Annotated in this window: 12 protein-coding genes and 1 pseudogene; 5 read left to right on the forward strand and 8 right to left on the reverse strand. The window is 60.4% G+C overall.

Translation table 11 applies throughout. The features are described from left to right. Positions 1-499 precede the first annotated feature (499 nt). Complete coding sequence (locus tag EJ997_RS02220) at positions 500-1,516, forward strand: hypothetical protein (RefSeq protein WP_126703140.1); 1,017 nt, start codon at positions 500-502, stop codon at positions 1,514-1,516. 157 nt (positions 1,517-1,673) lie between these two features. Here EJ997_RS02220 and glnA read toward each other — a convergent pair. Continuing rightward, positions 1,674-3,097: pseudogene (gene glnA / locus EJ997_RS02225) on the reverse strand (type I glutamate--ammonia ligase). Positions 3,098-3,227: 130 nt separating this feature from the next. On the opposite strand from glnA, the gene EJ997_RS02230 reads away from it, so the two are divergent. Beyond that, a complete protein-coding gene (locus tag EJ997_RS02230; RefSeq protein ID WP_164719720.1) occupies positions 3,228-3,578 on the forward strand; it encodes an RDD family protein in 351 nt (116 codons plus the stop codon). A 414-nt stretch (positions 3,579-3,992) separates the two neighbouring features. Here the strand turns inward: EJ997_RS02230 and EJ997_RS02235 are convergent, their stop codons facing one another. The 4 genes from EJ997_RS02235 to lpdA all read right to left on the reverse strand — a co-directional run bounded on the left by EJ997_RS02235 (position 3,993) and on the right by lpdA (position 9,364). Next, positions 3,993-4,691 (reverse strand): DUF4191 domain-containing protein, encoded by a 699-nt coding sequence (locus EJ997_RS02235; RefSeq protein WP_126703142.1) that lies wholly within the window; start codon positions 4,689-4,691, stop codon positions 3,993-3,995. Between the two features lie 10 nt (positions 4,692-4,701). After that, positions 4,702-5,895 carry an MFS transporter gene (locus EJ997_RS02240; RefSeq protein WP_126703143.1) on the reverse strand — a complete coding sequence of 398 codons (1,194 nt, stop codon included), beginning with the start codon at positions 5,893-5,895 and terminating at the stop codon, positions 4,702-4,704. A 286-nt stretch (positions 5,896-6,181) separates the two neighbouring features. After that, a complete protein-coding gene (sucB, locus tag EJ997_RS02245; protein WP_126703144.1) occupies positions 6,182-7,963 on the reverse strand; it encodes a 2-oxoglutarate dehydrogenase, E2 component, dihydrolipoamide succinyltransferase in 1,782 nt (593 codons plus the stop codon). A 21-nt stretch (positions 7,964-7,984) separates the two neighbouring features. Then, positions 7,985-9,364, reverse strand: a complete 1,380-nt coding sequence (gene lpdA, locus EJ997_RS02250; RefSeq protein WP_126703145.1) for a dihydrolipoyl dehydrogenase — start codon at positions 9,362-9,364, stop codon at positions 7,985-7,987. Positions 9,365-9,505: 141 nt separating this feature from the next. Between lpdA and EJ997_RS02255 the strand changes: the two genes are divergently transcribed. Further along, positions 9,506-9,805, forward strand: a complete 300-nt coding sequence (locus tag EJ997_RS02255; protein ID WP_126703146.1) for an oxidoreductase — start codon at positions 9,506-9,508, stop codon at positions 9,803-9,805. A 400-nt stretch (positions 9,806-10,205) separates the two neighbouring features. Here the strand turns inward: EJ997_RS02255 and EJ997_RS02260 are convergent, their stop codons facing one another. After that, positions 10,206-11,684, reverse strand: a complete 1,479-nt coding sequence (locus tag EJ997_RS02260) for a leucyl aminopeptidase (RefSeq protein WP_407644337.1) — start codon at positions 11,682-11,684, stop codon at positions 10,206-10,208. 34 nt (positions 11,685-11,718) lie between these two features. On the opposite strand from EJ997_RS02260, the gene EJ997_RS02265 reads away from it, so the two are divergent. Then, positions 11,719-12,156, forward strand: coding sequence for a hypothetical protein (locus EJ997_RS02265; RefSeq protein WP_126703147.1), 438 nt, complete (start codon positions 11,719-11,721; stop codon positions 12,154-12,156). A 17-nt stretch (positions 12,157-12,173) separates the two neighbouring features. After that, complete coding sequence (locus tag EJ997_RS02270) at positions 12,174-13,196, forward strand: quinone-dependent dihydroorotate dehydrogenase (RefSeq protein ID WP_126703148.1); 1,023 nt, start codon at positions 12,174-12,176, stop codon at positions 13,194-13,196. Positions 13,197-13,415: 219 nt separating this feature from the next. On the opposite strand, the gene EJ997_RS02275 is transcribed toward EJ997_RS02270, so the two are convergent. Together EJ997_RS02275 and EJ997_RS02280 are read right to left on the reverse strand one after the other, a co-directional pair. Further along, the gene (locus tag EJ997_RS02275) at positions 13,416-14,441 is read right to left on the reverse strand and encodes an aldo/keto reductase family protein (RefSeq protein ID WP_126703149.1); all 1,026 of its coding nucleotides are present in this window, start codon (positions 14,439-14,441) and stop codon (positions 13,416-13,418) included. A 364-nt stretch (positions 14,442-14,805) separates the two neighbouring features. Further along, a complete protein-coding gene (locus EJ997_RS02280) occupies positions 14,806-15,387 on the reverse strand; it encodes a DUF3043 domain-containing protein (protein WP_164719723.1) in 582 nt (193 codons plus the stop codon). Between the last annotated feature and the right edge of the window lie 3 nt (positions 15,388-15,390).

Consider the following 15,390-nt stretch of genomic DNA (forward strand, 5'->3'; position numbering starts at 1 on the left):
CTCTGGGCGTGACTTTAGCTCTTAGTGCGGTTTCGGCATTATCTGTTTTTACTAAAAGGAAACTTCTATGTCTGGGAGCAAGGACGATCTTTCGTCGGACCACGATGATGGACGTCGGACCTTTGAAGATTCGGAGACTTTCGTACCGCAGGTTCAAGCGAATGTTCAGAAAAGAGATTTGGATGCTCAACCAGGTCTTGTAGCGCGGCCCGATGATACTGCTGGCAATGAGCACGGTGTTAGTGCTTCAACCCCGATGCAGCCCCCGGGTCTTGGCGTATATGCGAGCGGTGGGAATCAATTCGGCACATCTCAGGACGGACAGTCGACCTCGATGCAACCTGCGGGGCAGCAATACGGTCAGCAGTACTATCCTTCGGCTCCTCTACCGGGTAGATACCAGCCAGCTATCGGTGTGCAAGGGGGATCGGGCGGTGGTTTTCCGCCGTACGGGCAGAATTCCGATCAGCAGCCAAAGAAGGGCAAAGGCGCGCTTATCGTGTGGATCCTCCTCGGAATCTTCCTGATCCTTGCGGCTACTGTGGGAGTGCTCTTCGGACTCGGCGTCATTGGTAGCGATGATGCGGAACTATCGGTCGAGTTAACCGATCGTGAGGGAACATACGGTAGCGATTCAGAGCTTGATGCCCTGTGGGATGCGTGTGCCGATGGTGATCTAGCGGCCTGCGATGAGCTGTACGAGAATGCAGCTGAGGATTCCGAGTACCGGACATTTGGAAGTACCTGCGGCGAGACAGAAACCGAGTCTCACGGCGACTGCGCGACCAACGCGGTACCTCGAGCCTACGGTGACGATCCTGAGCTTGATGCCCTGTGGGATGCGTGTGCCGATGGTGATCTAGCGGCCTGTGATGAGCTGTATGAGAATGCGGTCGATGATTCCGCATACCGGGTGTTTGGCAATACCTGTGGAGAAACGAGTGCCGCGCAGTCCGGAGGCTGCGAGGAGGAGTTATACGCCGATGCGCAGGAGCCATCACCGAGCGCTACCGTGGAGCCTGCTCCGGAGCCCTCGCCCACTCCCGCACCGGAGCCCTCGCCCACTCCCGCACCTGCCCCGAGCTCGGCTTCGGCGCCAGCACCCTGGGGATCCTACGGTAGCGACACCGGTCTAGACGGACTGTGGGATCTGTGCGCAGGTGGAGACATGGTTTCCTGCGATGACCTTTACTGGCTGTCCCCGGTCGGCAGTGCGTATGAAGCATTCGGGAGCACGTGCGGACAAACCACTGAGAGCCTATATGGTGAGTGTGACCTCTACGATCCGAGTTCAACCGGCTGGGTGCCATCGTCAAGCGGCTGGTCTTACGGAGATGATCCCGCGTTGGATGCACTCTGGGATGGTTGTGCGGCGGGGGATTGGGACTCGTGCCATGACCTTTGGTGGGACGCGCGGGAGAATAGTGAGTACGAGTATTTTGCTGGGACCTGCGGGTACCGGGGCTCCTACTCTCCCGGTTGGTGCGATACCAGGGCAGCAAATGGCGAGTTCTAAACGATAGGAGCAACCTCCGAGCAGGTTCGGTCACCGCAGTCGTGTTTGTTGGACGTGCTTAGTTACTCAAGGGTAAGCCTCATATACCGTTGGCCCGCCCCTCGATAGGGCGGGCCAACACCGGGTTAGATGGTGGAATTCGGTTAGGTCTTGCGGCTTAGATGTCGAAGTAGAGCTCGAACTCGTGCGGGTGTGGGCGCTGACGCAGGGGAGCGATCTCGTGCGTGTACTTGTAGTCAATCCACGTGTCGATGAGATCCTGCGTAAACACGTCGCCTTCGAGAAGGAACTCGCTGTCTACGCGCAGTGCTTCGAGTGCGCCCTCGAGAGAGGTTGGGACCTGTTCGATCTCCGCGTGCTCCTCGGGGGAAGCTCGTAAAGGTCCTTATCGATCGGGTCGGCAGGCTCAATGCGGTTCTTGATGCCGTCGATACCAGCCATGAGCTGGGCCGAGAACGCCAGGTAGGGGTTCGACGAGGGGTCCGGTACGCGGAACTCGAGACGCTTCGATTTCGGTGAGGATCCGGTGACTGGGATACGGATGCAGGCGGAACGGTTGCGGGCCGAGTAGACCAGGTTAACGGGTGCCTCAAAGCCGGGAACAAGACGGTGGAAGGAGTTCACCGACGGGTTTGTGAAAGCCAGCAGGGCTGGGGCGTGCTTGAGCAGACCGCCGATGTACCAGCGTGCCATGTCTGACAGCCCGCCATAACCCCTCTCATCAGCAAAGAGTGGTTCGCCGTCCTTCCAGAGAGACTGGTGGCAGTGCATGCCAGACCCGTTGTCACCGAAGATTGGCTTGGGCATGAAGGTGGCGGTCTTACCATCCTCCCAGGCAACGTTCTTGATGATGTACTTAAACTTCATGAGGTCATCGGCCGCGGCAAGCAGAGTGTCGAACGTGTAGTTGATTTCCTGCTGTCCCGCCGTACCAACCTCGTGGTGGGCGCGCTCAACCTTGAGACCGGCCTCGGCCATGACCCTGCTCATTTCGTCCCGGAGGTCAGCGAACTGATCGTTGGGGGAGACGGGGAAGTAGCCGCCCTTCATGCGGGTCTTATAGCCCTTATTGCCGCCCTCTTCTTCGCGGCCGGTGTTCCACCATGCCGTGTTGGAGTTGATGTGGTAGTACGACTCGTGCTCGTTCGTATCGAAGCGAACATCGTCGAAAATGTAGAACTCTGCTTCGGCGCCGAAGAAGACGGTGTCGGCGATTCCCGTGGAGCGAAGATAGTTCTCGGCCTTGGCGGCAATGTTCCGGGGGTCGCGGGAGTACGTTTCGTTCGTGAACGGATCGACGATAGAGAAGTTGACGACGAGGGTCTTGGCCTTGCGGAACGGATCGATGAAGGCCGAGGACACGTCGGGGATGAGCTTCATGTCGGATTCGTGAATTGCCTGGAAGCCGCGAATCGAAGAAGCATCAAACATGAGGCCCTCGGTGAAGACATCCTCGGAGAAGGTTTCTATGGGGATGTTGAAGTGCTGCATAATCCCTGGCAGGTCGCAGAACCTGACATCGATGAACTTAACGTCCTGTTCCCGTGTGTAGGCGATTGCCTCTTCAGCAGTGGCGAACATGTTTCTCCTCAGATGATGGATTCACCGCAATGCTATATCGATCATGGGCCAAGGAGGCAGGCCGTCCACTGTTTTGCTCGGCACATGTTGAATGTCTGATGTGAAGATTTGACCCACTAGGATGGTTTTCATGGCTGACACAATCCCCCTTGCTCCGTTCGGACGCAGGCTGATCGCTCTCGTCATTGACTGGCTTGTCGCCGTCGCAATTTCGATGGGCTTCTTCAACTACAACGAATGGGCAACCCTGGGGATGTTCGCCCTCATGAACTTCCTCCTGATCGGCACAATCGGCGGAACCATCGGCCACTTCATCGTCGGCATTGCCGTTCGCCGGATCAATGGCCAGTTACCCGGGCCTCGCAAGGCCCTTGGCCGCACTGTTCTCCTCTGCCTTGTCATCCCGGCAATCTTCACGGTTCCCGACGGTCGTAGCTACCACGACGCCCTCATGAAGACCACGATCACGAGGGTGCGCTAGAACTCAGGTTTCAACGGCGTCGCCATTCGGGCCCTCGTGGAGGACTCATCGACTCGATATCGAGCCAGCTCGGTGGAACAAGCCGCCACGTTCTCGTTACGTTGCCCGACCAATCCCCATGCCTTCGTCAGGTCGGGGATCTTGCAGAGCTTTCCGTTAACGCGGGCTAGGTCCCGAGATCGACTCGGGAAAAGCTGGGTCATCAAGCAATCGTTCCGCCTGGCCGGGCAGTGGCCGCCACTTGAGTCAACTGGGAGTGCACGCTGACGATATGCCGAAAGGTCGGTCATCAACTAGCGCGGCGTTTCGATCAAGTAGCCCGGTGCTTCCGATGCTGAGAAACAAAGATCTCCGGCCCAGGCGTTTCTGGACCGGAGATCTTTGTGACGAAGAAGATGACTGCTGGGCTGGGCCTTAGCGGCCGCGGGTGGCCTTGCGATCCGGGCGCATCTTGTACGGATCGATTCCCTTAGGGATCGGAAGCTGGTTTGTTTTGATCGAGTCGTAGCGCTTAGCAACAACGCTGACCTCCGCGGAGGTGAGCTTCTTCGGGAGCTTCTTGAGCGACTTCATGAGCTTCGCGAGGCGGACCTGACCATCATCAGTGCCCACGTTGACGGTGTGAACCGGCACGTTCGGGGCGATACGGCGGGCCTGCTTGCGTTCTTCCTCCACGAGCTTATTGACGCGGTTCGTCGGGCCCTCGGTGACAAGGACGACGCCGGGCTTACCGATCAGTCGGAAAACCATGTCCTGCGTACGTGCGTTGAAGCGGACGGGCTCCTCCTGGAAAGACCAGCCGCGGCGGATACGTCCGATAACGGCGGAGGCCGCTCCCGGCATCCCCTCCATCTGCTTGTAGGAGGCCGACTCAATAAAGCGAGTGAGGGTCACCATCGCGAGCATCGGGCCTAGGATCACGCCCGAGATGGTCCAGAGAATCCAGTTGTCGAGCAGGAAGCCGATGAGGATGAAGCCGCCCGTGACGACAACGAATACGCCAATGAGAAGCCAGGGCAGGTAGGGGTAGCTCTTCTTGGCGATCTTGAATCCGTCGCCGAGGAGCTGATGCCACTTGCGCTTACCCTGAGGGTTCTTATCGTCCTTTGCCATGGGCCCTAGTCTAGCGCCTCGTATGCTTTGCGGCCGCTACGAAACCTATGACTCCCATGACGAAAGCGGACGCCGCGGCCACCCAGAAGCCGTACGCAAGCTCTGACTTAAGCAACTGTCCGGCCGCGGCAGCACCAATGGCGACGCCGCCAACGTTTGCCGCACCGAGTGCGGTCATGGCGACACCGTCACCGCCCTTCGGGGCCAGCCGTGAGGCGAGAGTGAACATTGCCACAGAGGCGGGACCGATGAACAGTCCGAGGACGAAAAGCACGCCGGCGAGTTGCCAGGGATCGTTTGTCAGCGGGGCGATGGGGACGAGAATGGTGAGGGCTATGCCGGAGATTCCAATGCGGGTGCCTTGCGAGATGCGTTCGGGGATCGCCACCGCACCGAGCGCGGTAATTGCTGCGCCCGCCCCCATGGCCGCATAGATCAGGCCCGCGTAGGACGTGGATCCAAAGATCTCGGCTGCCGCGGTGGTTGCTGTCTGCATCGAACCAAAGTAGGAGCCGAGACACAGCATCGAAAATAGCGCCGCCCAAATAATCGCGATGATCTTCCACAGGGAAGGCGCCACCGTTGTGGGATCCGGGTCCACGACCTTTTGGGGGGTGGAGCGGTGCAGGCCCAGGCCGGTTATGCAGGTGATGCCAATGACCGCCGTGACGATCAGCGGCGCCTCGGGGGAGATCGTTGAGGCGAGGATGCCGACGACGGCGGGGCCAAGAACGAAGTTCAATTCATCGGCGACAGTCTCGTAGGAAAGCGCCGTTGACAGCGCCTTCGGTGTCCGTGCCACCGGATACCAGCGAATCCTCATGAGAGCGCCAACGGGAACGGTTGTGAGGCCCACGAGAGCACAGGCACCGAGGACAACCGCGAAGGGCAACCCCGCGACCGTGACGGCAATGAGGGTGACAAGCGTGCCAGCATTGACGGGCCCGAGCGCGAGGAAGGGGAGGCGCTGCCCCGCACCGTCCGTCCATTTGCCGATGAGGGGCTGACCGATGCCGGTGGCAATGGCCAGAACAGCCGAGCTGATCGAGGCCGCGGCAATGCCGTGGTGGCTCGTCACGAGCGTGAGGACCCCGATGATGATCATCGACGTGGGGAGCCTTCCAACGAAGGCGAGTGGCATAAAGGCGCCTCCCCACAGACGGGGAAGATCTTTATAGCTGGTAAAAGAGGACAGGACGTTCATGTAGCGCGATCGATTGAAGGAACAGGGCGAAGAAGAGTGTATCGGTATTTGGACATTATTCCGATACTTTCGGAGGTGCCAGTCTTAGTTGGCAGTGCCGCTCGGGGCCGGCGGAGCCGGCCTGAGGCTGACGGCGTCCGGCCGAACCGGGTGTCGCCGGCGGGAGTATTCCCGTGACTGAGCACCGGACATGTTTGAGATTGTGGGCAACGCTCTGGAGAAGACAAGAGTGAGGGGCCCGCTGTTGCGGGCCCCTCACTCTAACCTATGGCTTGGTTATCTGATTTCAGAGACCAACCTCGGAAGCGAAGTCGCCCTCTTCGAGGCGGGCCTTCACTGCTGACAGGTAGCGGCCTGCGTCAGCGCCATCGATGAGGCGGTGATCGTAGGACAGTGCCAGGTAAATGTAGTTGCGAATACCGATGGACTCGTTGCCGTACTCGTCCTTGACGACAGCCGGGCGCTTGACGATCGTGCCGACGCCGAGAATGGCGGACTCGGGTGCGTTGATGATCGGGGTGTCGAACAGAGCACCGGAGGAACCGGTGTTTGTGACCGTGAAGGTGCCGCCGGACAGCTCATCCGGGGAAACCTTGCCCGAGCGGGTACGCGAGGCGAGGTCAGCAATGGCCTTCGAGATGCCGGCGATGTTGAGATCGCCCGCATTCTTGATGACCGGGACCATGAGGCCGCGCTCCGTGTCAACAGCGATGCCGACATGCTCGTGACCGAAGTATTCGATGTTCTTCTCATCGACGATGCGAGCGTTGATCTTCGGGTGGGCCTTGAGGGCCTCGGTTGCGGCCTTAACGAAGAACGGTAGGAACGTGAGCTTGACGCCCTCGTTGGCCTGGAAGCTCTCCTTGGCTGCGGTGCGCAGTGCGACAACCTTCGTCACATCAACCTCGACAACGGTCGTGAGCTGAGCCGAGCCGTGGAGCGAGTCCATCATGCGCTGGGAAATAACCTGGCGCAGGCGGCTCATCTTCTCGGTCGTGCCGCGTAGCGGCGAAACCTCGGTGACCTTTGCGGACTTCGCGGGAGCTGCTGCAGGTGCGGCGGCCGGTGCGGCTGCCTTCTTTGCTTCCTCCGCGGCCTTCTTAGCGGCCTCGGCTGCAGCCTCGACGTCCTGGCGGCGGATCCTGCCACCAACGCCGGTACCTTCAACGGAAGAGAGGTCAACCTCGAGCTCGCGAGCAAGCTTGCGAACAATCGGGGTTACGTAGCTACCGGAAGCGGAATCGGCTGCTGACACGGCCGGAGCGGTCTTCACCTCGGCGGTTGCCTTCGGCTCTTCGGCAGCTGCCGAAGCAGACTCGGCAGCCGGGGCTGCCGGTGCGGAGGGCGCCTCGGGAGCGGACTGAGCGGACTCATCCTTAGGTTCTTCCTTCGGAGCTTCCTCTTCCTTCGGTGCTTCTTCCTTCTTCGAGGCGGGAGCGCCGGAACCGATGATGGCGACGGGGGCGCCAACGTCAACGGTCTCGTCCTCGCCGACGAGGATCTCAAGGAGAGTACCTGCGACGGGGGAGGGAACCTCGGTGTCAACCTTGTCGGTGGAAACCTCGAGGAGCGGCTCGTCGAGTTCGACCTCGTCGCCAACCTCCTTCAGCCACTGGGTGACGGTGCCCTCGGTGACGGACTCGCCAAGAGCCGGCATCGGGACTTCCTCGCCTTCGGAGGAACCGGAGTCGGCAGGAGCGGGCTCTTCTTCCTTCTTCCCTGCCGGAGCTTCCTCAGCGGGTGTTTCCTCGGCCGGTTCTTCAGCGGGTTCCTCTTCAGCGGGAGCCTCGGCCTCGGAATCGTCAGAACCGGAGTCGTCGGACGAGCCAGAGCCGTCACCGATGTAGGCGACGACGGCACCAACTTCGACGGTCTCGTCTTCCTCGACGACGATCTTCTCGAGAACGCCAGCAACGGGGGAGGGGACCTCCGTGTCAACCTTGTCGGTCGAGACCTCGAGCAACGGCTCGTCGAGCTCGACGGTGTCACCCACATTCTTCAGCCACTGAGTGACCGTTCCGTCTGTGACGGATTCGCCCAGCGCGGGCATCTTAATTGCTTCAGACATTTTGTATGCGTCTCCTTGAGCTTAGTTGTGGGTGTGCAACGGTTTGCCGGCAAGAGCGAGGACAGCCTCGCCCACGGCCTCGTTCTGGGTGGGGTGAGCGTGAATGAGGTCGTCGAAGTCCTCCGGGAAGGCCTCCCAGGCAACCATGAGTTGGCCTTCGCCGACCTGCTCTCCCATGCGGGCGCCAATGGCGTGGAAGCCGACGATCGGGCCGTCCTTTTCGCGTACGAGCTTGACGAAGCCTGCTGTTCCCAGCATCTGCGACTTGCCGTTACCCGCGAGGTTGAACTCGGTGACCTCAACGTTCTCCTTACCGTACTTCTCCTCGGCGGCCGACTGGTTGAGGCCGACGGAGGAAACCTCCGGGTTGGTGAAGGTTACGCGCGGAATGAGATTCTCGTCGATGGCCTTGGGGGAAAGGCCTGCGATCTCCTCGGCAACAAAAATGCCCTGGAGGAAGCCGCGGTGTGCGAGCTGGAGGCCGGGAACAATGTCGCCGACCGCGTAAATGTTGGCGACTCCGGTGTGGAGGCGCTCGTTCGTGGTGATGAAGCCGCGATCCATGGGGATGCCCTGCTCTTCGTAACCGAGGTTCGAGGTGGCCGGGCCACGGCCGATCGCAACGAGCAGGTAGGAGGCATCATAGGATTTGCCATCCTGCGTGTAGACCTTGACGCCGTTGTCGTTCTGCTCGACACGGTCAAACATGGTCTTCGTCTTGAAGTTAATCTTGCGCTTGCGGAAGGCACGCTCGAGAGCCTTCGATACTGCCGCGTCCTCGTTCGGGAGAAGGTTCGGCAGGCCCTCGATGATGGTGACATCCGCACCCATCGACTTCCATGCGGAAGCGAACTCGGAGCCGATAACGCCGCCGCCGAGGACGACAACGGACTCCGGAACCTCTGTCATCCGCAGAGCCTGCTCGGAGGTGATGACGCGGCCCTCGATTGCGAGGCCCGGGATCGACTTCGAGTAGGAGCCGGTGGCGAGAATGATGTTTTTGCCGGTCAGGACGCGGTCGCCAACCTGGACGGTGTTCGGGCCGGTGAGGCGACCCCAGCCTTCGACGGTCTCCACGTTGCGTGATGCGACAAGACCGGTGAGGCCCTTGTACATGCGGGCGACGACGCCGTCCTTGTAGGAGTTCAGTGCCTCCATGTCGATTCCCTCGAACGAGGTCTTGACGCCAATGCTGGCGCCGTCGCGCGCCTCGTCAGCGACGTCAGCCGCGTGCAGAAGGGCCTTCGTCGGGATGCAGCCGCGGTGGAGGCATGTGCCACCAACCTTGTCGCCCTCAACGAGCGCGACCTTCAATCCCAACTGTCCTGCGCGCAGGGCAGCCGCATAGCCGCCCGATCCCGCACCGAGGATGACGATGTCGTATTCCTGCGTGTCAGCCACGTAGATCTCCCTTAATCTCAACTCGACAACCCGACCGAACGGTCGCGTTACACATAGTTATTGTTCCACTTTCTAGGCCAAACGTCATGGCAGTTCGGTCAGGTTCACCTCACCGCTGACGAAGAAAGTACACTGGACCCCATGGGCATCTTCTCTCGACTGGGCGGCGGTGGCTCGCGTGAGCGCAGAAATGCGACGCGTGACCACTTTCAGGATTTCGTTGCAACACGCAAAGGCGTGGAAGCCTATCTGGAACCCGCAGGAGCCCGAGAACCCCTCGCCCTCATCCTCGTTGCGCGCGATGGCGAATGGACCAGACGCCAGGTTCCAAGCCCCAAAGAGGCCGCTAACCTTGCCACAGAGCTAGGTTTACCGTTCTACGAGATCATCCGTACCGGCTATCCGCAGCGCATGCGGGAATGGTCCCGCAAGAACAAATAGGGCCCATCCAACCCAGCTTTCACGGTCCTCTGCGCCCAGTCCCATCCCGACAAGTTGGAGCCTAGGGACAGTGTCGGTGGGGCAGAATCACGTCGTGAATTTTGCCGATTGCAGGTTCGATCGAGCCCGGATCAGCTTGTCTGATCACATGACATGTAACGAAGTTAATAGCGCCGATCGAGACTCGCAACGTGCTTATTCGCCTGTGGACTGTGGATAAGCCGGGGGTAGGGAAGAACGAGACGACAAAGAATCACATGAGCTGGCTCGACACTGACCAAGCTGGCGCGTTCGGTTGAACTCTTGCTTCCATAGATTTGCTCCCCGGAAGGTGAACAATGTGGTTCAATCCGGGGAGCAAATCTTATTCAGGCGGCTCTAAGTGACCGTTCAGTTTCTCTTAAGCCTCAGCGGTGTGCGATTCGATCCAGGCGAGGAGCGTCTGGACGGCAACGCCGGTTCCGCCCTTGGGGGTGGAACCGAAGGGGCCCTCTTCGTTGAAGGATGGGCCCGCGATGTCGATGTGTGCCCAGGGGGTGTCGCCAACGAACTCGGCGAGGAAGAGACCTGCGGACAGCATGCCGCCTCCACGACCACCGGAGTTCTTTGTGTCCGCAACGAGGGAGTCGAAGCCCGACTTCAGGTGATCCGGTAGCGGCATCGGCCACATGTCCTCACCGGCAGCGTCGGCTGCTTCGATGATTTCGTTGCGGGTCTCATCGGTTCCCATGACACCGGAGATCCGGCCACCGAGCGCCACGATCTGCGCGCCGGTCAGGGTTGCGACGTCGATGACGGCATCCGGCTTCTCTTCGACTGCGCGCGCAAGGCCGTCACCCAGGACCAGGCGGCCCTCGGCGTCGGTGTTGTTGACCTCGACCGTGCGGCCCGAGTACATGGTGAGGACGTCGCCGGGGCGGGTTGCCGAACCGGACGGCATGTTCTCGGCGAGGCAGAGCCAAGCGACAAGGTTGGTCTTTACGCCGAGACGGGAAGCGGCGACAACGGTCTCGAGAACCGTGGCAGCGCCCGTCATATCGGTCTTCATCGTTTCCATGGACTTGGCGGGCTTGATGGACAGGCCGCCCGAGTCGAAGGTGATGCCCTTGCCCACGAGGGCGAGGGTGGACTTGGCGCCGCGTGCCTTGTATTCGACGCGGACGAGACGGGGCGGGTTCACGGAGCCCTGGCCTACGCCAAGGATTCCGCCAAAACCGTCCTTCTCAAGCTCGTTCTCGTCCCAGACGCGGACCGAGAGGCTCTTCTCGGACTTGCCGTACGCTTCGGCGATGTCAGCGAACTTGACGGGAGTCAGGTCGGACGCCGGGATGTTGACGAGGTTACGCACCTCGCATACTGCCTCTGCGACGATTTCTGCTTCGTCGGCGAGAGCATCGAACTCCGCCTTCTTCAGCTTGGCGGGGGAGACGACCGTGATCTGCTCTGCCGGGGCAGGCTGCACCTTATAGTCGCCGAAGGTGTAGGCGCCGAGCAGGCCACCAAGGCCAGCCTGGTAGAGAGCCTCGGGATCGTCGGACGCTACGGCGAGTGCCACATGTGAGACGTGCGACAGTCCGCGGACGGCTGCGCCGAACGCTTCACGCAGGTCAGTTGCTTCCAGAGCGTCCGCGTCCTTGCCGGTGCCGACGAAGGCGATCGTCTCGGCGGAGAAGCCCGACGGGGCGGGAATGCGAGTCAGGGAGCCAAGTTTGCCGGATACTCCCAGTGTGGGGAGCAGTGCGTCCAGCGAGGTCACGGCCTTCTTGGAGAGGTCCGCGACGTGCGCGTGGACGCCGTCAGCACCAGTGACGACAGGCACAACCAGGACGTTTGCAGTGGTCTTATCGGGGGCTTGTTGAATAAAGTTCAGTTCAGACACGTCTATCATCATAGCGGGGTTAAAGGAGGCCGGTGTGGATAAGGATTCCCAGTCGCATGGACTGTCGGATAGTCGTCGCTCAGCGCACGGATCCGCCCGCATTCTTCTTTTCATCATCCTCATCTTCACGATCATCTTCGCGTGGCTCGCGATTGTGGGCGCTACCAGCGCTTTCATGAACACCCTGCCCGGGACCGCGCTGCTGACGCTACTTGCCGGTGCCACGTGGGTGGCGATGACGGCGGGTCTTTTCCACAACGGACGACGGATGAGGCGTGTCGCCTGGGGCACCGCTATTGCCAACGTTGTCATGCCCATCATTGGGCTCTTTGCTGAACTGCCGCTCGACGGCTGGAGCCCGTGGCGCGATGGTGGCATCGCCTTCTGGTACGTTCCGACGGCTCTCGCTGTTGCCACACTCGTTTGGCTCTACCATTCGTCGCCGGCCCGATTGGCGCAGCGCAACGGCTAGCCAGATAGACTGGCGCCGTGCTTTACCGATTCCTTTTCGACACGGTTATTTCATCAACCGACCCTGAAGCGGCCCACTCCGGCTCCATTGAAGCCATTGGCTTAGCAGGTCGCTCTCCGCTCGCCCCTCTCATGAGATCAACAATTGGATGGCGGGGACGAGCCAAGGAGACAGCGGTCTTCCGTCGTAGCATCCCGGGTCTCGTTGGGCTTGCCGCCGGCATGGACAAGAATGCCACGGCCGTTGAGGGCCTCGATGCGATGGGCTTTGCGTTCGTCGAGATCGGTACCGTGACTCCAGAGCCGCAACCCGGTAACGAACAGCCTCGCATGTGGCGCCACCCCGAGGAACGCGCCCTTCGCAACGCCATGGGTTTCAATAACGAGGGTTCGAAGGTTATTGGCGAGCGTCTCAAGGAACTGCGTCGCACAAAGCGGGGCCGCTCCATCGTGATCGGCGCGAACATTGGGAAGAACAAGTGCACGCCGGAAGAAGAAGCTGCCGGTGACTACCGGATCGCAGCTTCCCGCCTCGCACCATACGTCGACTACCTTGTTATCAACGTGTCCTCACCCAACACCCCGGGGCTACGGAATCTTCAGACGGCCGAGGCCCTAGCCCCGATTATCAAGGCGACCCGGGACGCCGCGGACGAAGCGAGTGGACGCCACGTCCCTCTGCTCATCAAGATCGCTCCTGATATGAGCTTTGACGATGTGCGTGCCATGGGTCAGATCGTCATCGACGAAGACCTTGACGGTATCGTCGCGACTAACACGACGATTGAGCACGAGTACGAGCGCGGGGGAGTCTCGGGACAGCCACTGGCGGAACGCAGCCTGGAAGTCGTTCGGACCCTGCGGGATGCGCTGCCGCTCGATAAGATCATCATCGGTGTTGGCGGTATCACCTCCATCGATGACGCTCACGCCATGCTCGGAGCCGGAGCGGACCTGCTTCAGGTCTACTCTTCATTTGTCTACGAGGGTCCCTGCCTCCCGGGGAAGCTCAACCGAGCCCTCTCGCACCTGTCCGTGTAGCTCTCCGATGGTTCTTGGATGGCTATCCGTCTGATAGCTATCTGCCCTGGTTACTCTCTTATTGAGGAGCTTTTAGCACGGCGAACGAACAAGCCCGACGGTCCGGGAATTCCGGGGCCATCGGGCTTGTTTAGCTTTGCTGTCATGTTTTGCTTGGACGATTACCGCTGTTGTTCGTCTGCTTGATCGACAATGCTCGTGAGTGGGAGTGATCCGTCCTTAGCCGAGACGGATTTCGGGGCGCTCGTGCGGGGCGTTCTCCCAGGTAAGGCTCGGATCGTCGATGATGACGTCGAAGAGAACATCATCGATCCTTGCCATGAGTTCTGCGGGAATGACGACGTCGGCGGCCTTGACATTCTCATTGACCTGCTCGGGGCGAGATGCGCCAATGATTGCGGCTGCGACGTTGTCGTTTTGAAGAACCCAGGCAAGGGCAAGCTGCGCGCGAGTAATTCCGAGCTCGTCGGCGATCGGCTTGAGGTCCGCAACTGCCTGCAAGATCTCGTCGGAAAGGTAACGCTGGATGGTGCGGGCGCCGCCCTTCTCGTCGGTTGCACGGCTGCCGGCAGGAAGCGGCTTGCCGATCTCGTACTTGTCGGAAAGAACACCCTGGGCCATGGGGGAGAAAACGATCTGGCTCAAGCCACAACGCTCCGACATGGGGACGACCTCGGGCTCAATCACGCGGTACAGCATGTTGTACTGGGGCTGGTTCGAGACGACCTGGAAACCCAGTTCCTTCGAGAAATCGTGGGCGTACTTGATCTGCTCGGCGGTCCACTCCGATACACCAATGTAGAGTGCCTTGCCTGCGCGGACGACGTCGGCGAACGCCTGCATGGTTTCCTCGATCGGGGTTTCAACGTCGTAGCGATGCGCCTGGTAAACATCGACGTAGTCGGTTCCCAGCCGCTTCAGCGACCTATCGATCGACTGCATGATGTGCTTGCGGGACAGTCCGGAATCGTTGTGCCGCTTCTTGCCGGTTGGCCAGTAGACTTTCGTGAGGATCTCAAGATCCCCGCGATCAACGCCGGCCAGTGCCCGGCCGAGGACCTCCTCGGCAACGCCGTTGGCGTACACGTCGGCAGTGTCGAAGGTCGTGATGCCGGCGTCGAGAGCCGCATGAACGGAGGCCGTTGCCGCCTCTTCTTCGACCTGGCTTCCATGAGTTAGCCAGTTACCGAAAATAAGATTAGAAACTTTGAGCCCGGAGTCACCGAGAAATACGTAATCAACCACGCCACGAGTCTAGCCTCGCGGTAAGCGGGGAGGATAGGGCGCTGACCAGGTGAACAAGGGTATTCCCAGCAACGGGGACATAAGGGTAGTCCCAGCACAAGAACTAGGCAGAGAAAACGGTAGCGGCAGATGTGTTCTACGTAGATGCGTTCTACAGTGAGCGGATAGAGCGTCCGTCAATGTCGGACAAGCACCGGAGTTGCACGATTTGAGTCACCCTGGAAACCCTGCGGATAGTTGAACGGGGAAGTGGCTCAGCGACAGACAAATAGACAGACAAGTAACGGGGAAGGATTGATTCCTTCCCCGTTCAACAAGTTCGTTCGTGACGATGGGCTACGCGCCGGTCGGCCTGCTTGCCGGGCTACTTGGCGCCTGCGGGCCACTCGCCACGGTCCACCATGGGGATGGGGCGGCGCCAGCGGCGCGGGTAGAAGGTGCGGCCGAACATCTGCCAGCGAATACCGCGGGGTACGCGATCGTCGCCGAACTTCTCAACGGCCTTCTTCTTCATCTTGCCGGAGGCAATGAACGAGTCAATCAGCATGATGAGCATGACGCCGTAGAGGATCACCATGGCGATAACAGCGATGTCCGGGTTGAGGATCTGCAGGAAAACGAGAAGCAGAACTGCGAGAGCAAGCCCAAAGAAGTACGAGGCAATGTTGAAGCGAGCATCGATGTAGTCGCGCGCCCAGCGGCGAACGGGGCCCTTGTGCGCGTACGGTAGCTGGGCTTCATCGCCGGTCTTCATGGCCAGCTGTTCCCGCTGGAACTCGGCGTCGCGACGCGCGCGTGCCTCGCGCTTGGCGGCCTTGCGGTCCTTCGGAACGAGGGGACGACGGTTCGCGGCCTCGGCCTCCTTACGAGTGGGAGTGGGCCTGCCTTTACCTCTGGTCTCTGCTTTGATGACCTCGGGCTTGTCCGAATCCTGTTCCTTGCTCACATG

Source organism: Flaviflexus ciconiae, from assembly GCF_003971195.1.
Lineage (GTDB): Bacteria > Actinomycetota > Actinomycetes > Actinomycetales > Actinomycetaceae > Flaviflexus > Flaviflexus ciconiae.